Annotated in this window: 19 protein-coding genes; 10 read left to right on the top strand and 9 right to left on the bottom strand. The window is 73.9% G+C overall.

Annotated features, from left to right (window positions below):
• Nucleotides 1-10: 10 nt before the first annotated feature.
• Together AC3AQ1_RS10285 and AC3AQ1_RS10280 are read right to left on the bottom strand one after the other, a co-directional pair.
• Nucleotides 11-943, bottom strand: coding sequence for an FAD:protein FMN transferase (locus tag AC3AQ1_RS10285; RefSeq protein ID WP_159096498.1), 933 nt, complete (start codon nucleotides 941-943; stop codon nucleotides 11-13).
• 55 nt (nucleotides 944-998) lie between these two features.
• Entirely contained in the window at nucleotides 999-1559 is a 561-nt protein-coding gene (locus AC3AQ1_RS10280) for an FMN-binding protein (RefSeq protein ID WP_108718895.1), read from the bottom strand.
• 144 nt (nucleotides 1560-1703) lie between these two features.
• Here AC3AQ1_RS10280 and ppk2 point away from each other — a divergent pair, with 144 nt between their 5' ends.
• From ppk2 to AC3AQ1_RS10265, 3 genes are read left to right on the top strand one after another with little or no spacing between them, the layout of a single operon-like run.
• The gene (gene ppk2, locus AC3AQ1_RS10275) at nucleotides 1704-2567 is read left to right on the top strand and encodes a polyphosphate kinase 2 (RefSeq protein WP_108718894.1); all 864 of its coding nucleotides are present in this window, start codon (nucleotides 1704-1706) and stop codon (nucleotides 2565-2567) included.
• A 47-nt stretch (nucleotides 2568-2614) separates the two neighbouring features.
• Nucleotides 2615-3481: a hypothetical protein gene (locus tag AC3AQ1_RS10270; protein WP_108718893.1), complete on the top strand. Its 867-nt coding sequence runs from the start codon at nucleotides 2615-2617 to the stop codon at nucleotides 3479-3481.
• Nucleotides 3482-3516: 35 nt separating this feature from the next.
• The gene (locus tag AC3AQ1_RS10265) at nucleotides 3517-4068 is read left to right on the top strand and encodes a hypothetical protein (RefSeq protein WP_159096497.1); all 552 of its coding nucleotides are present in this window, start codon (nucleotides 3517-3519) and stop codon (nucleotides 4066-4068) included.
• 120 nt (nucleotides 4069-4188) lie between these two features.
• Here the strand turns inward: AC3AQ1_RS10265 and AC3AQ1_RS10260 are convergent, their stop codons facing one another.
• Complete coding sequence (locus AC3AQ1_RS10260; RefSeq protein WP_370445276.1) at nucleotides 4189-5787, bottom strand: MDR family MFS transporter; 1599 nt, start codon at nucleotides 5785-5787, stop codon at nucleotides 4189-4191.
• A gap of 246 nt (nucleotides 5788-6033) precedes the next feature.
• Nucleotides 6034-6720, bottom strand: coding sequence for a hypothetical protein (locus tag AC3AQ1_RS10255; RefSeq protein WP_108718891.1), 687 nt, complete (start codon nucleotides 6718-6720; stop codon nucleotides 6034-6036).
• Nucleotides 6721-6761: 41 nt separating this feature from the next.
• On the opposite strand from AC3AQ1_RS10255, the gene AC3AQ1_RS10250 reads away from it, so the two are divergent.
• Both AC3AQ1_RS10250 and AC3AQ1_RS10245 read left to right on the top strand, forming a co-directional pair.
• Nucleotides 6762-7409 (top strand): response regulator, encoded by a 648-nt coding sequence (locus AC3AQ1_RS10250; RefSeq protein WP_108718890.1) that lies wholly within the window; start codon nucleotides 6762-6764, stop codon nucleotides 7407-7409.
• 42 nt (nucleotides 7410-7451) lie between these two features.
• Nucleotides 7452-9815: an ATP-binding protein gene (locus AC3AQ1_RS10245; protein WP_108718889.1), complete on the top strand. Its 2364-nt coding sequence runs from the start codon at nucleotides 7452-7454 to the stop codon at nucleotides 9813-9815.
• An 801-nt stretch (nucleotides 9816-10616) separates the two neighbouring features.
• On the opposite strand, the gene AC3AQ1_RS10240 is transcribed toward AC3AQ1_RS10245, so the two are convergent.
• Entirely contained in the window at nucleotides 10617-11480 is an 864-nt protein-coding gene (locus tag AC3AQ1_RS10240; protein ID WP_108718888.1) for a universal stress protein, read from the bottom strand.
• Nucleotides 11477-13015: an APC family permease gene (locus AC3AQ1_RS10235; protein WP_108718887.1), complete on the bottom strand. Its 1539-nt coding sequence runs from the start codon at nucleotides 13013-13015 to the stop codon at nucleotides 11477-11479. Before AC3AQ1_RS10235 ends, AC3AQ1_RS10240 begins: the two co-directional genes overlap by 4 nt.
• 207 nt (nucleotides 13016-13222) lie before the next feature.
• Between AC3AQ1_RS10235 and AC3AQ1_RS10230 the strand changes: the two genes are divergently transcribed.
• The gene (locus tag AC3AQ1_RS10230; RefSeq protein ID WP_108720143.1) at nucleotides 13223-15217 is read left to right on the top strand and encodes a DUF4914 family protein; all 1995 of its coding nucleotides are present in this window, start codon (nucleotides 13223-13225) and stop codon (nucleotides 15215-15217) included.
• Between the two features lie 335 nt (nucleotides 15218-15552).
• On the opposite strand, the gene AC3AQ1_RS10225 is transcribed toward AC3AQ1_RS10230, so the two are convergent.
• Nucleotides 15553-15678 (bottom strand): hypothetical protein, encoded by a 126-nt coding sequence (locus tag AC3AQ1_RS10225; protein ID WP_255421195.1) that lies wholly within the window; start codon nucleotides 15676-15678, stop codon nucleotides 15553-15555.
• A gap of 39 nt (nucleotides 15679-15717) precedes the next feature.
• On the opposite strand from AC3AQ1_RS10225, the gene AC3AQ1_RS10220 reads away from it, so the two are divergent.
• From AC3AQ1_RS10220 to AC3AQ1_RS10210, 3 genes are all read left to right on the top strand, one after another.
• Nucleotides 15718-15924, top strand: coding sequence for a sigma factor-like helix-turn-helix DNA-binding protein (locus tag AC3AQ1_RS10220; RefSeq protein WP_370445275.1), 207 nt, complete (start codon nucleotides 15718-15720; stop codon nucleotides 15922-15924).
• Nucleotides 15911-16720: an anti-sigma factor gene (locus AC3AQ1_RS10215; RefSeq protein WP_108718885.1), complete on the top strand. Its 810-nt coding sequence runs from the start codon at nucleotides 15911-15913 to the stop codon at nucleotides 16718-16720. The genes AC3AQ1_RS10220 and AC3AQ1_RS10215 overlap by 14 nt, the downstream gene beginning before the upstream one ends.
• A gap of 269 nt (nucleotides 16721-16989) precedes the next feature.
• A complete protein-coding gene (locus AC3AQ1_RS10210) occupies nucleotides 16990-17478 on the top strand; it encodes a VOC family protein (protein WP_108718884.1) in 489 nt (162 codons plus the stop codon).
• A 51-nt stretch (nucleotides 17479-17529) separates the two neighbouring features.
• Here the strand turns inward: AC3AQ1_RS10210 and AC3AQ1_RS10205 are convergent, their stop codons facing one another.
• Both AC3AQ1_RS10205 and AC3AQ1_RS10200 read right to left on the bottom strand, forming a co-directional pair.
• A complete protein-coding gene (locus tag AC3AQ1_RS10205) occupies nucleotides 17530-18495 on the bottom strand; it encodes an RNA polymerase subunit sigma-70 (protein WP_108718883.1) in 966 nt (321 codons plus the stop codon).
• A gap of 55 nt (nucleotides 18496-18550) precedes the next feature.
• Nucleotides 18551-18922 carry an RNA-binding S4 domain-containing protein gene (locus tag AC3AQ1_RS10200; RefSeq protein WP_108718882.1) on the bottom strand — a complete coding sequence of 124 codons (372 nt, stop codon included), beginning with the start codon at nucleotides 18920-18922 and terminating at the stop codon, nucleotides 18551-18553.
• Between the two features lie 797 nt (nucleotides 18923-19719).
• Between AC3AQ1_RS10200 and AC3AQ1_RS10195 the strand changes: the two genes are divergently transcribed.
• A complete protein-coding gene (locus AC3AQ1_RS10195) occupies nucleotides 19720-23124 on the top strand; it encodes a phage tail protein (RefSeq protein ID WP_159096496.1) in 3405 nt (1134 codons plus the stop codon).
• The last annotated feature ends 42 nt before the right edge of the window (nucleotides 23125-23166 follow it).

Genomic DNA, 23166 nt, shown 5'->3' with positions numbered 1-23166 from the left:
GGGGGGATCCTCAGTCGAAGAGCCGCGCGGACCGCAGCGCACTGGTCGGGGCGGTGTCCAGGCCGGCGGCGCGCAGGGGGCCGTGCGGACCCATCGACACGACGGCGTACACGCCGTCGAGCGCGTCGAGCACCGCCTGCGGGGCGAGGAAGAAGGCGGCCGTTGAAGCCGCGTCGGCGAGCATCGCGCTGCGCGCCACGGCCCAGGTGGCCACGATGTCGCGCACCGGCTCGCCGGTCCGCGCGTCGATCACGTGGTGCAGGCCGTCCGCCCAGGCGCGCCGGTTCGTGGCCGAGGCCGCGAGCCCCGCCTTGCCGAGCTCGAGGACGCCGACGGCACGGCTGGGGTCGAAGGGGTGCTCGAGCGCCACGCGCAGCACCTCGTCCCCGACGTGCCGCATGTCACCGCCCGCGTCGACGGTGAAGTCCGCGATCCGTGCGCGGCGCAGGATGCCGGTCACGATGTCGACCAGGCGGCCCTTGCCCACCGCGCCGACGTCGAGGACGGTGCCGCGCGGCAGGGTGAGCAACGCCGTCGTGCCCCGGAACCTGCCCTCCCAGTCGGGGATCGGGTCGGGGGCGCCGGGCGCCTCGGTGAGGCGGTAGGACCGGTCGTAGCCCAGGTGCTCGAGCCGCGCGCCGATGAGCGGGTTCACCGCGCCGTCGGTCGCCGCGGCGAGGCGCGTGTAGAGGCGCATCATGGCCTCGCCGTCGTCGCCGACGGGCACGGTGCCGCCCTCACGGCCGACCACCGAGACGAGCGAGTCCTCCCGGAACCGCGACCACTCGTGGTCGAACTCCTCCACCGCCGCCATGATCCGGGCCTCCACGCCGAGCGGCAGGTCCTCCGGGGTGTCGATGACCCAGCGGGTGCCGATCCCGTCGAACCGCATCCCCGGCCCGCCGTCGGCGGGGAGGGCGGCGTAGGAGCCCGGCGAAGTCACGAGGGTGACGGTAGTGGGCTCCGGGCCCGCGCGCGTGACGAGCGTGGCGCTCATCTCACGCCAGCGCCTCGGCCTTGATCTGCTCCACGGCATCGTCGAAGCCGCCGGAGGTGAGCGAGGAGCCAGCCACCTTGTCGACGTCGAGGTCGTCGATCGCGACGCCGACCACCTCGGCGGCGATGCCCGAGATGAACTTGTCCTGGTAGCCCTCGGACTGCGGGTCGCTGGCGCCGTTGACGATCTCGACGTCGGTCACGACGTCGGAGACGAGCGTGAGCGTGACCTCGACGCTCTGCTGGCCGCCCGGAGAGACGTACTCACCGGTCGCGGTGTAGGTGCCGTCGGCGTAGGTGCTGCCGGCGGCCGCGGCGCCGGAGTCCGAGGACGCCGCGTCGCTGGTGGCCGCGCCGTCGGAGGTCGCGCCGTCGGACGCGGCTGCGTCGGTGCTCTCCGACGCGGGCGCGCCCGTGTCCGACGCGTCGGGTTCCTGAGCCGCGGCCTCCTCCGTGCCGCCACACGCCGCGAGCGTGCCGACGACGGCGAGCGACGCCGTCGCGGTCGCGACGGTGCGGACCGTGCGGGCTCGGACGGACGGGCGGGCGGTCGTGGTGGCCATGGCGGTCTCCTCGGCTCGGAAATTGGTTGACGGGTCAACCTGCTTGATCCAGTGTCACCCATGCGCGCCCGTCTGCACCCGTCAGTGCGCTGTGACCTTTCTGAGAGCGGACTCGAGACCGGTCGTGGGGTCTAGGTTCTGGTCATGACGAAGAAGTCCGAGAAGCGCGACGACAAGCCGGCGAAGCGCAAGGCCGCCAAGATCCCGAACGCGATCTACGAGGCCGAGCTGTTCCGGCTGCAGACCGAGCTCGTGAAGCTGCAGGAGTGGGTCAAGCTCAACGGCGAGCGCGTCGTCGTGATCTTCGAGGGGCGGGACGCGGCCGGCAAGGGCGGCGCGATCAAGCGGGTCACCGAGTACCTGTCGCCCCGCGTCGCGCGCATCGCGGCCCTGCCCGCGCCCACCGAGCGCGAGAAGACGCAGTGGTACTACCAGCGCTACGTGCAGCACCTGCCCGCCGCGGGCGAGATCGTGCTGTTCGACCGGTCCTGGTACAACCGCGCCGGCGTCGAGCGGGTCATGGGGTTCTGCACGCCCGAGGAGCTCGCGCGGTTCATGCGGGAGACCCCGATCTTCGAGCAGATGCTCATCAACGACGGCATCCACCTGCGCAAGTACTGGTTCTCCGTCTCCGACGAGGAGCAGCTCAAGCGGTTCCGCTCGCGACTGGACGACCCGGTCCGGCGGTGGAAGCTGTCCCCGATGGACCTGGAGTCGATCAACCGCTGGGAGGAGTACTCCCGCGCGAAGGACGACATGTTCGTGCACACCGACGTGCCGATCTCGCCCTGGTACGTCGTGGAGTCCGACATCAAGAAGCACGCGCGGATCAACATGATCAGCCACCTGCTCTCCACGATCCCCTACGCCGACGTGCCGCACGACAAGGTCGAGCTGCCGACCCGGCCGACCGGCAGCGGGAACTACCGTCGCCCGCCGCGCGAGCTCAACAAGTACGTGCCCGACCACGTCGCCGAGCTCGCCGGTGACCCCGAGCGTGACCTGTAGCGCGCCCGGGCGCGTGGCGACGGGAACGCGCGGGCCACAATGAGCGCATGAGCGAGAACACCCGCCTGCACCAGGCCGTCGCGAGCGCGGCGAACCACGAGACGGCCCGCGCGGTCCTCGACCGGCTCGACCTCCGCGGGCCCAACGCCGCGTTCGCCCTCCTGGACGCCCTCACCCGGACCGTGGCGCGCCGCGTGACCAAGGCGGACTCCGCCGTCGTGCTCCGCGCCGGGGACGTGACGCTCGAGGACGAGATCGTCGACGGGGAGGCCGAGCGCGCCCGCGACGTCGACGCCGAGGAGGCGTTCCTCGACGTGCTCGCCGGCCCCGAAGGCGCCCGGGTGACCGCGGCGCGCGTGGGCGCGGACGGCACCGTGCACGAGGTGCTCGCGTGGGACCTGCTCGACGGCTGGCTGTGGCCCGCGCACACCGACCTCGACCACGCCACCCCCGGGCCGGAGGTGTGGCGCGTCGTCCTGGAGGACCAGCGCGAGGAGCAGCGCCGGACGAACCGCGCACTCGAGGTCGGCTCGGCGATCCTGCGCACGATCCTCTCCTCGCTTCCCGAGGGCGAGAGCACGCTGCGCGTCGTCGACGCCGGTCCGGACCGCACGTACACCGTGCTGCGCGACGCCGCGGGCGCGCACATCCCCGCGACGCCCGCGTCGCTGCAGGCCGAGGCCGCGCTCATCGGCGGGCCGATCGCGTACGGCGCGGGTGCCGTCACGCTCGTGCTGCACACCGGCGAGGAGCACGCCGGCGGCGCGCAGCTGCGCTCGTGGCGGGTGGGTCCCGAGCGGGTCGAGCCGCTCGACGCGCACGAGACGCGCTCGGAGTTCGGGCCGCGCTGGTTCGACCGGCACCACGGGCTGGAGTACGTGGACGCCGAGCCGATCGCCGTCCCGGGCGCCTGAGGCTCGGGGTACGGGCAGCTGGGGCAGGCAGACCGATGACCACGGTACGGATCCGGCTGCGGTTCCCGATCGCGTGCCCGACCGAGGTCGCCTGGCGCGCGCTGCACTCCCCGCGCGTGGCCGGCTCGCTGTACGCGCCGGTCGTCGTGCTGACGCCGGCCGACCCGGACGCAGCGCTCCCGCCGGCGTGGCGGCCCGGTGACAGCCTCGAGGTCACGGCCCGCATCCTGGGCGTCGTCCCGTTCGGTCGGTCGGTCATCCGGGTGCGGCGCGCGCACGTGACGCACGACGGCGTCACTCACCCCGTGTTCGTCGACGCCGGGTCGCCCGTGAGCGGGCCGCTCGCGCTGCTGGCGTCGTGGGACCACCGGATGTGGGTGGAGCCAGGGGACTCCGGACGAGCTGTGGGTGGCGCTGCCTCGACCGGTCAGGCCGAGGGCGCGATCTGGAACGACCGGCTCACTGTCGGCGGCTGGGCCGCGTGGCTGCTCGGCCCCGGTCTGTGGGTGGCGTGGCAGGTCCGGGGCTGGCGGCTGCGCCGCCTCGCCCGGACCTGGCCCGACCAGCCCGACCTCGCCGCCGGGTAGCGCCCGCCGCTGTCGCCCCGGCCGACGCCGAGCGCTGAGGTCTGGTCAGGCCGATGCAACCCAGCGCTCGGCGCGAGGCGAGACGCCTACGAGAGGTGATGCTCGCCGTCGGGCATGGCGCTACTGACGTGGACTCAGGTGACCGGGCCGCGTCGCGGGGATGAGCAGCGCGGTGAAGAAGCCGATGACGAGCACGGCCGTCACGACGATCATCGTGTCCGTGACGGCGCTGGCGAAGCCCTGGTGGATCACCGACGTCACGACGGCGTCGATCTGCTGCTTCACGGCGTCGGGCACGCCGTCAGGGAGCGGGAAGCTCGCCGCGCCGCCGCTCTCGCCGCTGAACGAGCCGGCGGACGCGGCCTGCGTGATGCCGTCGACGAACGACTGACGGTAGTCCGCGGGGAGCTGGCCGGACGCGGCCTCCGCCGCCTCGGGCAGCCGGGACGCGAGGCGCGAGGTGAGCGCCGAGACGATGACGGCCGAGCCGAGCACGCCGCCCACCTGACGCGTCGTGTTGAAGGCGCCCGCGCCGGCGCCGGCCGTGCGGCCGTCCAGGCCGGACGTCGCGAGGTTCGCCAGCGGCGAGAACACCGAGCCCGTCCCCGCTCCGAACAGCAGCATCGGGAAGATGAGGTGCCAGGCCACGAGGTCGGGCTGGATGAGCCACGCGATGACGCCCACGCTGATCGCGATCATCGCGAAGCCGGCCGAGACCACCCACTTGCCCGGGACCCGGTCCGAGAGCCGGCCCGCGAGCGGCGCCACGACGCCCGAGATGAGCGAGCTCGGCAGGTTGAGGAGCGCCGTCTCGATCGGGGAGAGCCCGAGGATCGACTGCAGGAAGATCGTGAGCGGGAAGAAGATGCCGATCATCGCGAACGAGATCGTCATCCCGGACACGTTCGCCAGGGTGAACGTGCGGTTGCGGAACAGGCGCAGCGGCAGCAGCGCGGCCTCGCCGAGCCGGGCCTGCCACCAGAGGAAGACGACGAGGATGAGCACGCCCAGCCCGATGACGCTCCACACGGAGATCGGACCGGCGATCGTGCCCCAGTCGTAGGTCGAGCCCTCCTGGATGCCGAACACGAAAGCGCCGAGGCCGAGGACCGACAGCACCACGCCGACGACGTCGAAGCTCGTCCGGTGCCGCTCGAGCTTCGGCAGGTTGCGCAGCGCGAACCACAGCGCCACCACGCCGACCGGCACGTTGATGAAGAAGATCCACTCCCAGGACATGTACTCGACGAACACCCCACCGAGCAGCGGGCCGGCGATCGTCGCGACGCCCGCCGTCGCGCCCCACAGGCCCATGGCCGCGCCGCGGCGCTCGGGCGGGAAGACGCGGGTGATCATCGCCATGGTCTGCGGCGTCATGAGCGCCGCGCCGATGCCCTGCACGGCGCGCGCCGCGATGAGCAGCGCGATGTGTCCGGCGAACCCGCAGGCGGCCGAGGCGACGGTGAAGACGACGAGGCCGCCGATGAAGACGCGGCGGGAGCCGAAACGGTCGCCCAGGCGGCCGGCGAGGAGCAGCAGCGTGGCGTACGACAGGAGGTACGCCGAGGTCACCCAGCCGACGGCGACGAGGCTCGCGTCGAGGTCCTGCACCAGCGTGGGGACCGCGATGTTCACGATCGTGGTGTCGAGCATGATCATGAAGAAGCCGAGGATCAGCGGCGGCAGGATGCTCCACGGGCTGCGTCCGTGGAGGTCCACCAGGGGGACGATCGGGGATCGCCGGGCCGTGGCGGCGTCGGTCTGGGCCGTGGCGTCGGTCTTGGCCGAGGCGTTCGTAGCGGGGGTCGGGGCGGGGGCGGGGGCGGGGAGAGGCTGCGACCGGAGGACGGCCCGCCGCCACCGCTCCCGTTCGCGAGAGACTTCCCGTCCTTTCCCGAGAGACTTTCCGTTGAGAAGCCCGTCCAGGATCCTCTCGCGAAAGGACCAACTTCCTCTCGCGAAGGGTTAGTGGGTGCCGTCGCGGCGGCGGCCGGGGGCGAGCAGGGCCATGCCCGTCAGCCACCAGGCCACGGCCGACACCGCGGCGGCGCCCAGCACGCCCCACCACCCGACGTCCGGGGCGCGCAGGAACGGGTACGGCATCGTGACCAGCCCCGTGGCCTCGGCGACGAGCGCGAGGGCGAGCCACGCCGTCGGCCACCCGAGCCACGCCGCCGCGACGCGCGCGGCGCGACCGAACCCTGCGCCCGAGTCGCCCGAGCCGCCCGCTCCGACCAGCACCACGCGGTCCCCGTCCGCCCGGCACGCGACCACGGCCAGCACGGGCGCCGCCACGTGCAGCAGCACGCTCGCCGCGAGCGCGCGCGGGCTGTCGAGCAGCCAGTACCCCTCGCCCTCCTGCGGCGCGATGAGCAGGAGGTAGCCGACGCCCGAGGCGAGCGACGCCGTGGTGAGCATCCCGCGCGCGAGCACGAACGCGCGGCGGCGCTGCGCCGTCGTGCCCCCCGCGCCCTGCGCGGACCCGCCACCCGCGAGCGCCCACCCGCTCACCGCGAGCAGCCCGAGCGCCGACAGCACCGTGAGGTAGCTGAGCGTGACGGGCGGGGCGGCGTCGTTGACGGCCTGGAGCGCGAGCCCGACGGCGAGGCACGGCACGAGCGCCCACGTCGCCCGCCGCGCGGCGGCGTTCACCGGGCCCCCCGGTAGGCTCTCCCCGACCCGAAGGGCGGACCATGGACAGAGCACACGTCGTGGCCGCGGTCGACGACCATCCCGTGATGCTGCGAGGCCTCGCGTCGTTCCTCGGCGAGGAGAGCGGCATCGAGCTGCGCCTCATCGCCGCGACGTGCGACGAGCTGCTGGCCCTCGACCTGGCTGATGTTGACGTGGTCCTGCTCGACGTGGACCTCGGCGACGGCTCCGACGTCGAGGACAACGTCACGCGCATCCTTGCCGCCGGACCGCGCGTCATCCTCTACACCAACGAGCACCGCCCGGTCGTGGTGCGGGCCGCGCTCCGCGCCGGGGCGCTCGGCCTCGTGCTCAAGGGCGATCCCGAGTCCCACGTGGTGGAGGCGATCGAGAGCGCGGCCGCGGGCGAGCACTACGTGTCCTCGCGCCTGGCGATGCAGCTCGTCAACGACCCCGCCGGCGCCGTGCACCTCTCCCAGCGCGAGCAGGAGGTGCTCGAGCGGCTCGCTCTGGGCCTGCCCTACCCGGCGCTGGCCGCGGATCTCGGCATCGCCGTGACGACCGCCCGCACCCACGTGCAGCGCGCCATGGACGCCTACGCCGAGGCGGGCATCACGCTGCGCGGCGGACCGCGCGAGGCTGTGGCCCGCAGCATCCGCGCGGGCCACATCGACCCGTTCCGGCCCTGACGCCGGGCCCGTCCCCCGCACCGACCCCGAGCCCGCCGGCCGATGACGACCACCCGCAGGACCCGCACCGACCGCGTCGACCTCGCGCTGCGGCGCGCGTTCGCCGCGTTCGCCCTGGTGGTGGCCGTCTTCCTCGCCGGCACGCTGCTGCCGGGCACCACGACCCCGCTGCGCGTGGCCGCGCTCGCGTTCGTGGTCGGCATCCTCGCGCTCGGCACCGTCTCCTGGCTGCGTCCCGCGAGCGGCTGGCTCGTGGCGGTGGTCGCCCTGACCGGCGGGGCGCTCCTGCTCGCGGGCCGGCTCGCCAGTCCCGAGGCGTTGCCCGAGGCCATGGCGATGGTGGTCGCGTACCTCGCCGGGCTCGTCGCGGTGTTCGCGCGCCGCGCCGTGGTGCTCGCGCTCGTCGGGCTCGTGGTGTGGGTCGTGGGTATCGGCGTGGTCCGGCCCTACGACATCGACACGCTCGCTGCCCTCGGCCCCGCGGTGGCGGCGGCCGTCGCGATGGTGCTCTGCGTGCGCCTCATGGAGCGCATGGACGAACGCTTCGAGCGCGCCCGCGCCGACCACCTCGCGGCGGTGCGCGACGCCGTCGAGCAGGAGGCCCGCCTCGCGGCGCACCACCGTGCGCAGGCGATCCTGCACGACGACGTGCTCGCCGCTCTGCGCGCGTGCGGCACCGCGGCGGTACCACGCGAGGACGCGGCCGCCTCGGCCGAGCGCGCCTGGTACGCGCTCGTCAGCGTCGACGACGAACGGCACGCCACGCGCGACCTGGTCGCCGACCTGCGCGAGGTCGAGGTGCCGGGGCTCGCCGTCGACCTCACGACGGCGCAGCCCGAGCTCGCGCTGCCCGCACCGGTCGCGCAGGCCGTGCGCGACGCCGTCGCCGAGGCCCTGCGCAACGCGCGCCGGCACGCGGGGGTCGAGACCGCGACGGTCCTCGTGCGCGGCGACCGCCGCGCGCTGCGGGTGGCCGTGGCCGACCGCGGACGCGGGTTCGACCCCGACCGCACGTCGCAGTCCTACGGGCTGGAGCAGTCGGTGCGGCGCCGGATGAGCGACGTCGGGGGACGCGCCATCGTGGTGTCCGCGCCGGGAGCGGGCACCCGGATCGAGCTCGACTGGCGCGAGCGGGACTGGGTGGCCGACGAGGAGGAGGCACTGCTCGCCGTCGAGGAGGGTGTGCTGGGCGGCGCCCCGCACACGCCGCTGGTCAGAACGGCCCTCCGCGACGAGAACGGCCCCCCGGGGGCCGTGCTCGGCGCCGGAGGCTGTTCTCGACGCGACGGGCGCGAGTCGGACGGTGCAGATTGGGGTACGGGCGGCGCCACCCCGCGTCCCCACCCGCATGCCCCCGAGACGACGCTCACGAGCGTCATCGGTGATCCCCGCCTCGCGGCCGTGTGCGCGATCGCGCCGTTCGCGGCACTCGCACTGATGTGGGCCGTGATCGGGTTGGCGGGGGGCCAGCCGTGGTGGCTCGGCGGGTGGGCGCTCGTGCTCACCGGCTACGGCGCGTACGTGCTGTGGCGCGGCGAGCCGGGTGCCGTGCCGCCCTGGCACGAGCTGCTGCACGTGCTCGGCCTGACCGGCGTCGTCGCGTTCCTCGCGCAGGCGCCGCCGGGCACGTTCGAGACGGAGCTGGGCTGGCCGGTGTCGTTGGCCGCGCTGGTCGCGGCACCGACGGCGATCTACCGCGGCGGCTGGTCGGTGGTGGGCGTGACGGGCGCGTTCGTGGGCGTCGTCACGCTCACCGCCGTGCTGACCTCGCCGGATCCCGCCGGGTCCGCCCTCGTCGCGGCCCTGCCCGCGATCCTCAGCACGTGCTGGCCGCTCGCCGTCGGGGCCACGCTGCGCGCCGTGGTCATCGCGCTCGGCGCCCGCGCCGAGGCGGAGGCCGCGCTGACGCGCGAGACCGTCGCGCGCGAGGGCCTGGCGCGCCGACGCACCGCGGCGCTCGACAATCGGCTCACCCACCTGCGCACGCTGCTCGACCCCACGCTGGGCCGGATCGCTCGCGGCGAGGCCGATCTGTCCGACCCGCGGGTGCAGCGGGAGGCGCTCGACGCCGAACGCACCGCGCGCGACGAGCTCACCCTGCCGTGGTCGCTCACCCCCGCGCTCATCCGCGTGATCCGCTCCGCGCGCGCGGCCGGCGTGGAGATCACGCTCACCACCACGAGCGACCTCGTGCGCACGCCGCCGGCCGCGAGGCTGCTGCTGCAGACCGTGCTCGAGGAGGCGCACCCGCGCCGGGTCACCCTCACGGTGGCCGCCGACGACGCCCCCGTCTCGCTCGTGGCCGAGGTGGCCGACGACGCCAATCGGGCCGCCGTGATCGACGCGTTGCGCTCGCGCGGCATCGACGTGCGCGACGTGGCGGGGACGGTGCTGGCGCAGGCCTGAGGGCGCCGTGGGCGCTGGGTGGCCGGGCGGTGGTGCCGGCGCAGACGGCGGTGACGGCGGCGCAGCCGGTATATGCGCACCAGCCGCTGTGCGCACAGCTCTCGGTGCCGGCGAGGCCGTCGACCCAGCTGTCGGTGCCGGCGAGGCCGTCGACCCAGCCATCGGTGCCGGCGAGGCCGTCGACCCAGCCATCGGTGCCGGCGAGGCCGTCGACCCAGCCGTCGGTGCCGGCGAGGCCGTCGACGTGGCGGGGTGCGGCGCGGCAGTCGGTGCCGGCGCGAGCCGCACGTCGGGCAGAGAGGGACGGGCCGGCGGCCGAGCACCACGATCGCGGGGATCGCACTCGCTCGCCGCCGGCCCGTCCATCGCCCTCCGCGCTCGTGCGGGCGAGCCCGGGATCCGCGCCTGCTGCAACGGTAGCCCCCCGCTCGCGGCATGCCCCGGGGCTCGCCCGCACGCTCCACGGTGCCAAACCCGGGCGACGTCCAACAGTCGTTGTTTTCGACCACGCCCTCAGCGCAGCTCGGGACGGCGCCGGCGACCGACCGCCCTTCGGACCGCGACCGACCTCGCCTTGGCCGGCAGGCGGGCCGGCAACCGCGGGCGCTCCGGACGCTTCGACTGGTCGCCCCGACGGATTGACTGTCCAGACCGCAGATCGCACCGGGCGCGCCCGCGCAGACGCTCCTGACCTGCAGCGACGCCGGGCGGCTGACGCACTCGCCGATCTGACCAGTCAACGTGCACGGCCCACCAGTCAAAGCGCACACCTGCGGGGCCGCTCGCCCTCCGCCCCCGCCGTCAGCCCGGGAACAGCACCACCGGCACGGGCGCATGCCGCAGGATCTTCGCGGCCGTCGATCCGAGGAAGACGCGGCGCAGCACGCCGCCCCCGTGCGACCCGACGGCGAGCAGGTCGCCCGGCTCCCAGTCCACGGCGTCGACGGCGTCGAGCCAGTCCTCCCCGAGCGCGAGCGACGCGTCGCCCTCGTCGAGGCCCGCGGCTCGGGCCGCCGCCTCGAGCGCCTCGCGCGCCTGCGTCTGCCACGCCTCGAACACCTCGTCCTCGACGTCGAGGCCCACCTCCGGCGGGTACATCCCGTGCGGCGCGCGGCCGAAGGTTACGGCTCGCACGCGCAGCCCCGCCTCGAGCGCGAACTCAGCCATCTCGGCCAGCAGCTCGGGCGGGTCGGCGGGCGACCAGGCCGCGACCACACGGTCGAGCGTGACGGTCCGGTGCCCGCGCGGGGCGACCAGCACCGGGACGGGAGACGAGTGCGCGAGGGCGTTCGCCGTCGAGCCCAAAGTCACCTGACCGAGCGCGCCGTGCGCACCCGACCCGAGCACGAGGGCGCTCGGGTGCAGCGCCTCGATCGCCTCGTGCAATGCGGCGACCGTCGAACGCGCCTCCACGGTGTGGGTCCGCGCGACGACGTCGGGCGCGAGCAGGGCGAGCTCCTCGAGCCCGCGCCGGGTCGACTCGTCGGCGCTCTCGCGCGCCCACTGCCGGAACTCCCCGTCGCCGGCGCCGGGCGTCGCGGGCCAGCTGCGCACGACGGCGTGCACCAGCTCGACCTCCTCGCCCCGCGCGCGGGCGAGCCCGGCCGCGAGCGCCAGCGCGTGCCGCCCGGACCGCTCGGGCGCGCAGCCGACGAGCACGCTCATCGTGCGTCCCTCCCGTCTCCCGCGCCGGGCGCGTCCGCCGGGTCGAGCTTGGCGTCGTAGGGATCGTCCTCGCCGGCAACGGTGCCCGCACCCTCGAGCAGCGTGCCGTCCGCCGCGAGCAGCGTGTTGAGCCGCGAGTGCCGCCGGCCCCACAGGAGGTAGAACGCGAGCACGACCGACAGCCACAGCAGGAACCACACGTACGTGTACCAGTGCAGCCCGGTGAGCACGTAGCCGCACGCGATGACCGACAGGATCGGGGTGACCGGGTAGCCCGGCACGCGGAAGCCGCGCGGCAGGTCGGGTCGGGTGCGGCGCAGCACGAGGACCCCGATGCTCACCACGATGAACGCGACGAGCGTGCCGATCGAGACGAGGTCCCACAGCGAGTCCAGCGGCACGAACCCGGCGAGCAGCCCGACGACGATCGCGACCACCACGGTGTTGCGCACCGGGGTGTGGGTCCGGGGGTTCACGACGGCGAACGATCGCGGGAGCAGCCCGTCGCGTCCGATCGCGAACAGGATCCGCGTCTGCCCGTACATGGTCACGAGCGTGACGGAGAAGATCGAGATCACCGCGCCGGCCGCGAGCACCGTGCCGGGCCAGGTCTGACCGGTGACCATCTCGAGGATCTTCGAGAGGCCGGCATCCCCCTGGTCGGCGTCGGAGAACGCCGTCCACGGCTGGGTGCCCAGGGCCGCGACGGCGACGAGCAGGTAGATCGAGATGACGATGAGCAGCGCGGAGATGATCGCGACGGGCAGGGCGCGCTGCGGGTTGCGCACCTCGTCCCCGGCGGTGGAGACGGCGTCGAGACCGATGAACGTGAAGAAGATCGACCCGGCCGCGAGCGTGATGCCGTGCACGCCGTTCGGCGCGAAGTCGGCGAAGTTGTCGGCGTTGAACGCGGTGAACGCGACCGCGGCGAAGAACACCAGCACCGCGAGCTTGATGAGCACCATGATCGCGTTGGCGCGCGCCGACTCGCTCGCTCCGCGGATGAGCAGGAGGCAGCACATCGCCACGAGGATCACCGCGGGCAGGTTGATCACGCCCGGGGTGTCGGCGAACGGGCCGGCCCGGACGACGTCCGGGATCGCCCAGCCGGTGAGGTTCTGGATGAGCAGCGCGAGGTAGTCCCCCCACCCGACGGACACGGCGGCCGTGGAGACGCCGTACTCCAGCAGGAGGCACGCGGCGACGCCCATCGCGACGATCTCGCCGAGCGTCGCGTACGCGTAGGAGTAGGTCGAGCCGGAGACCGGGACCGTCGAGGCCATCTCCGCGTAGCAGAGCGCCGAGAGGCCCGCCGCGACGCCCGCCAGGAGGAAGGCGACGATGACCGCGGGCCCGGCGTCGGGCACCGCCTCGTGCATCACGAAGAAGACACCGGTGCCCACCGTCGCCCCGACGCCGAACATCGTGAGCTGGAACGTGGAGAGGTTCCGGGCGAGACCGCCGCTGGAGCTCGCGGGGGGCGTGATCGGCTTGCGGCGCAGGAGCTGACCGGAGAACGACGCGGGACCTGCCACGGGGACCTCCGAGGGAGGGGCGGGCCGGCAGTCGCCGGGTGCGCACACGATAGCGCCTGCGGCGTTCGCCAGGCTCGACCTCCTGGCTCGAGTCGCGTCCGGCGGACCTCCGAGGCGGCCCAACGGCAAAGTTGGGACCAACGGCCCATCCCGCTCGTACCAAGCGGCCCGTAGCGTCGCCACGTCACCCCGATGAAGGAGCCCGCGATGACCGCTGCCGTCAGCCCCACCGCGCCCAGCCCCACGACCTCGGCCGGCCCGCGCGAGAGCGCGCGCCGCCCCCTCGACCTGCTCGCGCACGTCGCCCTCCCGCCCGAGGTGCGCGCCGCGATCGAGGCGAGCCCCGACGTCGTGATCCCCCGTTCGCGCGAGGAGCTCTACGCGCTCGCGCTGGGCCCGGCGAACGGCCCGACGTTCGTCGTCGCGTACGACGTGCCCACGCCCGACGGCGACCGGACCCGCCGCATCGTGGAGGCGACCGTGGTCCGCTGCCGCAACGGCATGGCGGTGAACTACCCCGAGGACTACATCCGTCGCCGCGACCCAGACTGCATGCGGATCGCCGACGACCTGCCGACCGACAAGCCGCGGTACGCCGACCGCGAGGGCGGCCCGTTCGATCCGGTGCGGACGCAGACGCTCGAGTGGCTCGCGACGCAACCCCTCGCCGTCGTGCCCTTCAAGGCCGGCGGCAAGGCGTACGGCTACCCGAGCGTCGCCGTCGTGCCGCAGAACGCGGCGTTCTTCGCGCTCGCACTCGTGGACCTGCAGGGCTGGGTGACGTTCGAGGAGCTCGGGGCGTTCACGCCGCGCAGCCTCATGTTCGTGGCGCCGCCGTTCCGGCACACGCACTTCGAGGGCCGCCAGGTCGTGGTGCACAACCGCTCCGACGAGCGGCACGAGGTGTGGGCCTACAACCTCTACCCGGGTCCGAGCGCCAAGAAGGGCGTGTTCTCGGTGCTGCTCGACATCGGCGAGCGCGAGGAGCGGCCCTGGTACACCGCGCACGCCTCGTCGGTGCTCGTGACGACCCCGTACGACAACGAGGTCGTCATCATGCACGAGGGCGCATCGGGGGGCGGGAAGTCCGAGATGACGCAGGAGCTGCGGCGCATGGAGGACGGCCGCATCCTGCTGGGCAGCAACGTCGTGACGAACGAGCCGTACATCATCACGCTCGCCGAGTCCTCGACGCTGCGGCCCGTCACCGACGACATGACGCTGTGCCACCCCGGGCTGCCGGCCGAGCAGGGCAAGCTCGGCATCGCCGACGCCGAGGACGGCTGGTTCATCCGGATCGACGGGCTCAAGGCGTACGGCGACGACCCGCAGCTCGAGCGGATCTGCATCCAGCCGGGTGAGCCGCTCGTCTTCTTCAACGTCCAGGGCGTGGCCGACGCGACCATCCTGCCCTGGGAGCACACGCCGGACTCGAACGGGAAGCCGTGCCCGAACCCGCGGGTCGTGGTGCCACGGCGCCTCGTGCCGCGCGTGGTCGACGAGCCCGACCAGGTGGACATCCGCACGTTCGGCGTGCGCATGCCGGCGTGCACCCGTGACAAGCCGACCTACGGGATCATGGGCATCGCGCACATCGTGCCGCCCTCGCTCGCGTGGGTCTGGCGCCTCATCGCGCCGCGCGGGGACAAGAACCCCTCGATCGGGGAGTCCGCGGCCGAGAAGAAGACGCTGCGCCACGGCGGCCTCGTGGCCGAGGGCGTCGGGTCGTACTGGCCGTTCTCGACCGGCACGAAGGTCGGGGCCGCGAACCTGCTGCTGCGCCAGATCGTCTCGGCGCCGCGCACCCGCTACGTGCTCACGCCGAACCAGCACATCGGCGCCTACCACGTGGGGTTCGCGGCCGAGTGGCTCACCCGGGAGTACCTCGCGCGCCGCGGTGTGGCCCGGCTGCGGCGCGATCGGCTCACCCCGGCTCGCTGCTCGCTGTTCGGCTACTCCCTCACGGAGTTCGTCATCGACGGCCAGACGATCCGACCGACGCTGCTGCGCCCGGAGTTCCAGTCGCAGGTCGGCGAGGAGGCCTACGACGCCGGCGCCAAGATCCTGCAGGACTTCTTCGCCGCCGAGCTGTCCGCGTTCCTCACCGACGAGCTCGACCCGCTCGGGCGCTCGATCATCGAGGCCGTGCTGCGCGGGGCGACCGTCGCCGAGTACGAGGAGCTCACCCCGATCGTGACGTGAGGCGGTCGCGGCTTCGGGGTGGTGCCCGACGGCGTGGCTCGCGTCGCACCGTCGGCCCCGTTCGCGAGAGTTTCTCCGTCCTTTCGCGAGAGGTTCTCCGTCCTTTCGCGAGAGGTTCTCCGTCCTTTCGCGAGAGGGTTTCCGTCCTTTCGCGAGAGGTTCTCCGTCCTTTCGCGAGAGGGTGGTGGGCACACGGCGTCCCCACCACCCTCTCGCGTTCGTGCGAGCAGACCGCGCCCGACGGCGAACGGTGCGTGACGCCGTCGGGCGCGGTGGGTGGGGCGGGTCGCCTCGCCCGCCCCACCACCGCCGAACCCGGCCGCTCGCGGTCTCGATCAGGAGGCGCCGCCGCGGGTCCTGCGCCGCCTGGAGAGCGCCACCGACGTGGCGCCCAGCACCAGGAGCACGGCCGCGAGGGTGACGAACAGCCCTGGGCCGTCGCCGCCGCGCTCGTCCCGCACGACGGCGGACCTCCCCCGGGTGACGAGGACGCGGCGCGGGTGGTCGACGCCGTCGTGGTCTCGTCCGCGATCGCCGAGCTCGGCGAGCCGCAGGCGACGATCATGGCCCTGGCGTTCTACGACGACCTCACCCAGCAGCAGATCGCCGCGCGCACCGGCCTGCCGCTCGGAACGGTCAAGAGCCACATGCGCCGCAGCCTGATCCGACTCCGATCCAGCCTGGAGGTGACCGATGGGACACCTTGACGAGGAGGACCTCGCGGGCGCAGCCCTCGGCGAGGAGCTCCGTCCGCCCGACGCCGAGCACCTCGTCGGGTGCGCCGCGTGCCAGGCCGAGGTGGCCGCGTTCCGCAGCGTGCTCGCGGCGGGGTCGGACGCCGGCGCTCGGTCTGGCGCGGGCGCGGGCCTCGAGGCCCCTCCCGCTCGGATCTGGGACCGCGTCGCTGCCGAGGCGGGGTTCGACGAGCCTGCGATCGCCGGGGCTGTAGCGGGCAGGGCTGGAGCGGGCGAGGAGGCCGGGGCTGCCGCCACACCCGCCCCGGCTCCGCCCGCCCCGACCGACTCGGCCGTCCCGAGCGCAGCCTCGCCGTCGTCCCCGCGTCGCTGGCGGACCCGCACGATCGTGTGGACGGCTGCCGCGTCGATCGCGGTCGGCGCGGGTGTGGGAGCCGCCGTCGCCCAGGTTCTGAATGGCGACGACGACGCGCGCCCGCTCGCGAGCGCCGTGCTGGAGCCGCTCCCGGGGTGGTCCGTGCCCGGCACCGCCGCCGTCACCGAGCGCGACGGACGCCTGAGCCTCACGGTCGACTTGCCCGACGACACCCAGGCCGGCTACCAGGAGGTCTGGCTCATCTCGACCGACCTCACGCGTCTCATCAGCGTCGGCGTGCTCGACGGCGACTCGGGCACCTTCACGCTGCCCGCCGGCATCGACCTCGCCGACTTCGCGATCGTCGACGTCTCGGACGAGGCGTTCGACGGCGACCCCGGCCACTCCGGCGTGAGCATCGTTCGGGGTGAGCTAGCACCCCCGGTCGTCTAGCCCCCCCCTTCGCGAGAGGATCTTCGTCCTTTCTCGAGAGGATCTTGGCGACGTCCAGTCAGCACGATTCTCTTGAGCAGGCGCAGAGATCCTCTCGCGAAAGGACGGAGATCCTCTCGCGAAAGGACGAAGATCCTCTCGCGAAAGGACGGGAATCCTCTCGCAGACGGGGGTCGACGGCGGGCTCACAGCGAGCGGTGAGTTCCGCCGTCGGGCGCGGTCTGTCCTCGTGAGCGGAGGCACCGGGCCGCCGCGCCAGGAGGATCCCCATGTCGACGACGTTCACCACGTGCCTGTGGTTCGAGGGCAACGCCGCGGAGGCGGTGGACTTCTACGTCTCGGTGTTCGCCGATCTGCCAGGCGGCACCCGCATCACCGACACCGACTACTACCCCGAGGGCAGCCACCTGCCGCCGGGCACCGTGCTCACCGTCTCCTTCGAGATCGGTGGCCAGAGCTTCGTCGCACTCAACGGTGATGCGTCGTTCCCGTTCACCGAGGCCGTCTCGCTCCAGATCCCGTGCCGCGACCAGGCCGAGATCGATCGCTACTGGGACGCCCTCACGGCCGACGGCGGCGAGGAGTCACAGTGCGGCTGGCTCAAGGACAGGTTCGGGTTCTCGTGGCAGGTCGTTCCGACCGAGCCGATCTTCCGCTCCGCGGACGGTCCCGAGGCGAATGCGCGCGTCAACGAGGCGCTCATGCAGATGAGCAAGCTCGACCTCGCCGCGCTCGAGGTCGCTCGGCGTGGAGACTGAGCGGGAGCCGACGCAGGCGCCAAGACCCAGGACCGGCGGACGGCCCGCGCCTCAGGCCTCGAGCGTCTCGGGCAGCCCCAGCGCGCGGAAGATCTCCGGTCCGAGAAAGACCGTCTCCTCGGCGACCTCGCCGTCGCGGACCACGACGGCGTGCACGCCCCACGCGCGAAAGCCCCCGCGCGGCTGGCGGCGCCACTGGGCGAACCCGGGGCCGCCGTTCACGTCGACGGCGCGCACGCGCGAGCCCTTGCACTCCGCCCCCGGTCCGGAGAACCACGCGATGAGGTCCTCGCGGCCGCGCAGGTGCAGCCGGAACGGCGGCATCGACATGAGCGCGTCCTCGGCGAGCATCGAGGCGAGCGCGGTCATGTCGTAGCGCTCGAACGCCGCGACGTACCGCGCCAGCAGGCGCTCCTCCTCCTCGCGCGACCCGCGCGGGCGCGCACTGCGTGAGGACTCACGCACCGCGCGCATCGTCTCCCGAGCCCGCTGCAGCTGGCTATTCGCCGCCGCGACGCTGATCTCGAGCAGCGCGGCGACGTCCGAGGCAGGCCACGCGAGCACGTCCCGCAGGATGAGCACCGCCCGCTGGGACGCCGGCAGGTGCTGCAGCGCGGACAGGAACGCGAGCCGCACGCTCTCGCGACCCACCACGACGTCGGCCGGGTCGACGACCAGGTCGTCCAGCACGGGCTCGACGAACGAGCCGGCCGGCAGCGGCGCGCCCAGCGACTCCACGACCGGGCGGGAGGCCTCGTCCTCGAGGTCGACCGGGAGGGCCCGGCGCTTGCGTGCGTTCAGCTCGTCGAGGCAGACGTTCGTGACGATGCGGTAGAGCCACGTACGCACCGAGGACCGGCCGTCGAAGCGGTCGGCCGAGCGCCAGGCGCGCACCATCGCGTTCTGCACCGCGTCCTCGGCGTCCTGCGGCGAGCCGAGCATGCGGTAGGCGAAGCCTCGCAGCTCCCTGCGGTAGCCCTCGAGCTGGTCGACGACGGTCGGCGCCTCGGCGGTCATGGCACGTGCCTACCAGCACCCTCCGACAACACGCCAGAGCCGGGGCTCGCCGACCTCAGGACCGACCGCGCAGCCGGTCGATCTCGCGTCGCTCACGCTTGGTCGGCCGCCCGGCGCCGCGGTCGCGGATCACCACCGGCGCCACCAGCTCGCGCGGTGGCGGGGGCGGGCTGTGGTCGATGTAGCACCGCTGCGCCTCGGGCGCCCCGACCCGCTTGACCAGCACGCCGGTCACCTCGAGCTCACGCACGCGGTCGCCGACCCGGGCCGTCACCCGCGACCCGATCCCGACGGTTGTGGCCGGCTTGGCGCGCTCGCCGTCGACCTCGACGTGCCCGCCGCGGCACGCCGCCCCGGCCGCCGACCGCGTCTTGTACATCCGCACGGCCCACAGCCAGCTGTCGACCCGGGCGGAGGCGCGTTCCATGCTCACGGAGGCTACGCCGTCGCGCGTCGTGCCCGATCGGGCAGCAACACGCGCCCGATCGCGTGCCCGCACACACGGCGCCCGACGGCGAGCCCAGGGTCACGCTGGGCCCCTGCGGTCCACGCGGGGAGGGTCGGCATGAGCGAGCGCCGTCGTCGATGAGTGTGAGGACGCACGCCCCGGCCGGCACCGCCGCGCACCGCACCGCCACGGCGCCGCGCGCGGTGGCGGCGCGGCCGCAGGTCCGCCCGAGCCCCGTGGTCCCCCGCGCGAACGCCCTTCCGCTGGGGGCCGCCGGGCTGGGTGCGCTGCAGCGCAGTGCGGGCAACGCCGCCGTCGCGGCGATGCTCGCGGGTCGCGTCGCGCCGGCGGCGCAACGGGAGCTCGTCGGCGTGCCGACGCGGCCGCCGATCGACGCGACGCGGCCACCGGGCGACGTCGGTGGCAGTCCCGTGAGCGGCGAGCACGAGTCCGAGGATCGCCCGCACGTCCGCCCGAACCCCCGGCCGACTCCCGGTCCCGTCACACGTCCGGAAGCCCCCACCGCCAAGGCGGCCCCGGACGCCAAGGCAGGCCCGGCCGGGGCCGCGCCTCCCGCGAAGGCAACGGGCGCACCCGCCACGCCCGCGTCGACGACGGCGCCCAGCGCCTCAACCGCGGAAACGGCCGTAGGCCCCCGCCCCTCCGCAGGCGCCGCCGGTCCTACCGCGGGCGCCGCCGCAGGCGCCGCCGGTCCCACCGCTTGCGCCGCCGCAGGCGCAGCCGCAGGCCTGACCGCCGGCGCGGCCCCGGGCCCGGTGGCCGGCCCAGCGGCGACGCCCGCCTGGCCCCCGCCCCGCCCGCAGCCCGCGAACCCGACCACCGATCCCGCGCTCGCCGGCGTCACCGCGCAGATCCACGCGGCCGGCCACGCCGCCGCCACGCACCCGACCCCGCAGGCGCAGGTCGGCCTCGCCCAGGCGGCCGCAGTCCCACCGGCTGGCGACGCGATGGCGCAGGCGCACGCAGCGCACGTCGAGGGCATGGCCGCCACCAAGCCCGGTGGGTTCGACAAGGCGGCGTTCGTCGCGGCGGTGCGTGCCGCCGTCGCGAAGGCCGCGCCCACGAACCTCGACGAGGCGGACACGTTCGCCACCTCCGGCCGCGCCGACGGCATCCGGAACGAGGTCAAGGGACAGGTCGCAGGCGGCAAGCAGGCCGCGGCCGGACCGGTCGAGGCCGCGGTGCGCACGCCGTCGGACCCCTCGGTGGCGACGCCGAAGGAGGTCACGCCCCTCCCGCCGGCGCGCGCCCCGCCGACCCCGCAGGTCGACGCAGCGGCGGGCATGCCGCGGCCGGCACCGGCCGAGCAGCTCGCCCTCACGGGCGGTCCCGCGCAGGCGGACCGCGCGATGACGGACGCCCAGGTGACCCCGGAGCACCTCGAGCGGTCGAACGAGCCTGCCCTCCAGGAGGCGGCCGCCGCGCGCAACGCCGCGCACGAGCACGCAGCGCAGGCGCCCGCGCAGGTCCGCGCGCAGGAGGCCGCGACCCGCGCCGGCGCGCGCACCGGTGCGGCCGGCCAGGCCAGCGCCGGCCTCGCGGGCCTCGTCGGTGCGGCCACGGCCGCGCACGGCGCGGTCGCGGGCACGACGGCGAGCACCACTTCGCGTGACGAGGCCGAGCGGGCGCGAATCACCGCCCAGATCACGGCCACGTTCGAGGCGACGAAGACCGAGGTCGAGGCGATCCTCGGCGGGATCGACGCCAAGGTCACGACGGCGTTCGACGCCGGCGAGGGTGAGGCGCGTCGCGAGTTCACCGCTCGGCACCAGGCCGACATGGCGGCCTACAAGGACGAGCGCTACTCCGGGATCACCGGTGCTGCGCGGTGGGCCGAGGACCTCTTCACCGGGCTGCCCCCGGAGGCGGACCGAATCTTCCAGCAGGCCCGGGCCGGGTACGAGGCGCGGATGACCGAGGTCATCGGCACGGTCGCCGACGTCGTGGCCGGCGAGCTGGAGACGGCGCGCACGCGCATCGAGGCGGGCCGGACCAAGGTCCGCGAGCTCGTCGCCGAAGCGCCGCGCGCCCTGCGGCAGGTCGCGCAGGACGCGGCCGCCGAGGTCGGGGGCCGCTTCGACGAGCTGACCTCCGCCGTCGACGCCAAGCAGCAGTCCCTCGTCGACGACCTGGCGGCCCGGTGGACCGAGGCGAGGAACGCCGTCGACGCCGAGATCACCGCCGCACAGGAGCAGAACCGCGGGCTGGTGGACAAGGCGATGGACGCCGTCGGCGGCGCGCTGCGCACGGTGCTCGAGCTCAAGGCGATGTTCGTCGGGATGCTGGCGCGGGCTGCGTCGGCGTTCACCCGGATCCTCGACGACCCGATCGGCTTCATCGGCTCGTTCATGACCGCGGTGAAACAGGGCTTCCTGCAGTTCGGCGACCACATCCTCACGCACCTGCAGAAGGGCCTGACCGGCTGGCTGTTCGGCGCGCTCGCGGAGGCCGGGATCGAGATTCCTGAGTCGTTCGACCTCAAGGGCATCCTCACGCTCGTCGGCTCGCTGATGGGGCTGACGTGGTCCGCCGTGAAGGCGCGCATCGCGAAGCTGGCGCCCGGCGTCGCTGCGGTGATCGACGCCGTCGAGAGCAAGATCGAGGTCTTCCAGCTGCTCGCCACGCAAGGGCTGGCCGGGGTGTGGGGCTGGATCAAGGAGAAGGTCACCGACCTGAAGTCGCTGATCATGGACCCGATCATGGACTTCGTCCGCGAGCGGATCGTGATGGCCGGGATCTCCTGGGTGATCGGCGCGCTCAACCCCGCGGGCGCGCTCGTCAAGATCGTCCAGGCGCTGGTCGGCGTCGTCACGTGGATCAGCGAGCGCGGGGCCGCCCTGGTGGACCTCGTCAACACGGTGATCGACGCCGTCGTGGACATCGCGGACGGCGGCGCGGGCGGCGTGCCGGGCAAGATCGAGGCCGCGCTCGGCAAGTCGGTGCCGCTGGTCATCTCCTTCCTCGCCAACCTGCTCGGACTCGGCGGGATCTCGGAGAAGATCCGCTCGATCGTCCAGCGCGTGCAGGCGCCGGTGACGCGAGCGCTCGACGCGGTGATCAAGGGGGCGCTGAAGTCCGCCGGGCCGATCATCCGGGCGGCGTCCGCCGTCGCGGGCACGGTGAAGGCGAAGGTCGCGGCGGGGAAGGCGTGGGTAGGCGAGAAGGTCGCTGCCGGCAAGGCTTGGGTCGGGGGGAAGGTCGCGGCGGGAAAGGCCTGGGTCGCACGGCTCCTGCGGAAGACCTTCACCGTCGGCGGCCAGTCCCACACGCTGAAGGCGGCGCAGCGGAGCCCCGGAGCACGAGTGGCGCTCACCGTGGCGAGCGAGGAGAAGAGCGTCGAGGCGCACCAGCAGGCGGCCGCAAAGGTCGCGACCGCAAGGAATCGGCCCGAGCTCGCACAGGAGGCGATCGCGCTCATCGTGCGCGCCGCTCAGGTGGAGGGACAGGTGGCCGCGGGGCAGGACGCAGCGGGCGCCCACCCGGCGCTCGCCGAGCTCGCCGCGATGATCCAGCGGGTCTGGGCACGCATCGGCTACCAGGGGGAGCCCCCGCGAGAGTCGTTCGCGGATGACGGACGGGCCGGCGTTCTCGGTGAGGTCGGTCGCCACGCGGACCAGGGCTCTCGCGGCTACCGCGGCAACGACACACGGGAGGAGAAGGACCGGCTCGAGAGCGAGCACGTAGTCCCACGGGCCTGGATCCTGGCCTTCGTCGACAACTTCCTCGGCCTCGTCCGACGCGGCTCGCGCGCCGATCGCAGTCTCTACCGCTCGATGACCACCGTGATGCTCTACAAGGGCGCTGCGGACTACAAGACGGAGCGGACCAAGCGCAGCGACAACACGGCCATCGCCAAGCTGAAGGCGCTCACCAGCACACAGGTCGGCACTAACCCTGGCAAGAACCCCGCGGCTGTCGCTGCCGCCGTCCGGTCGTGCTTCGACGGACCTATCGCGAGTCGGATCCAGCTGACGAAGCAGGCACGCGACGCCGATCACGCCCAGCACGCTCGGCCCGGTCCACCGGCGCCCGCCGACTCGGTGATCGAGGGGGCCGCGATGCGGCAGCTGCTCGACGTCCTCGAGTTCGTGGCTCGCAGCCTCGCTGCTGTTCCCCAGACGACGAGCGCGACCAGACCAGGCGGACGGAGCGGCGAATGAACCACGGCGGAGACTGAGCCGGAAGAGATGCGCCCTCGCAGG

The sequence above is a fragment of the Miniimonas sp. S16 genome, assembly GCF_057748195.1.
This window is presented reverse-complemented; position numbering and strand designations above follow the sequence as displayed.

Excerpts from the sequence above, each read along its gene's own strand:
- AC3AQ1_RS10280 (WP_108718895.1), bottom strand. The coding sequence starts at position 1,559 with ATGGCCACCACGACCGCCCGCCCGTCCGTCCGAGCCCGCACGGTCCGC.
- ppk2 (WP_108718894.1), top strand. The coding sequence starts at position 1,704 with ATGACGAAGAAGTCCGAGAAGCGCGACGACAAGCCGGCGAAGCGCAAG.
- AC3AQ1_RS10270 (WP_108718893.1), top strand. The coding sequence starts at position 2,615 with ATGAGCGAGAACACCCGCCTGCACCAGGCCGTCGCGAGCGCGGCGAAC.
- AC3AQ1_RS10265 (WP_159096497.1), top strand. The coding sequence starts at position 3,517 with ATGACCACGGTACGGATCCGGCTGCGGTTCCCGATCGCGTGCCCGACC.
- AC3AQ1_RS10250 (WP_108718890.1), top strand. The coding sequence starts at position 6,762 with ATGGACAGAGCACACGTCGTGGCCGCGGTCGACGACCATCCCGTGATG.
- AC3AQ1_RS10245 (WP_108718889.1), top strand. The coding sequence starts at position 7,452 with ATGACGACCACCCGCAGGACCCGCACCGACCGCGTCGACCTCGCGCTG.
- AC3AQ1_RS10240 (WP_108718888.1), bottom strand. The coding sequence starts at position 11,480 with ATGAGCGTGCTCGTCGGCTGCGCGCCCGAGCGGTCCGGGCGGCACGCG.
- AC3AQ1_RS10230 (WP_108720143.1), top strand. The coding sequence starts at position 13,223 with ATGACCGCTGCCGTCAGCCCCACCGCGCCCAGCCCCACGACCTCGGCC.
- AC3AQ1_RS10215 (WP_108718885.1), top strand. The coding sequence starts at position 15,911 with ATGGGACACCTTGACGAGGAGGACCTCGCGGGCGCAGCCCTCGGCGAG.
- AC3AQ1_RS10210 (WP_108718884.1), top strand. The coding sequence starts at position 16,990 with ATGTCGACGACGTTCACCACGTGCCTGTGGTTCGAGGGCAACGCCGCG.
- AC3AQ1_RS10205 (WP_108718883.1), bottom strand. The coding sequence starts at position 18,495 with ATGACCGCCGAGGCGCCGACCGTCGTCGACCAGCTCGAGGGCTACCGC.
- AC3AQ1_RS10200 (WP_108718882.1), bottom strand. The coding sequence starts at position 18,922 with ATGGAACGCGCCTCCGCCCGGGTCGACAGCTGGCTGTGGGCCGTGCGG.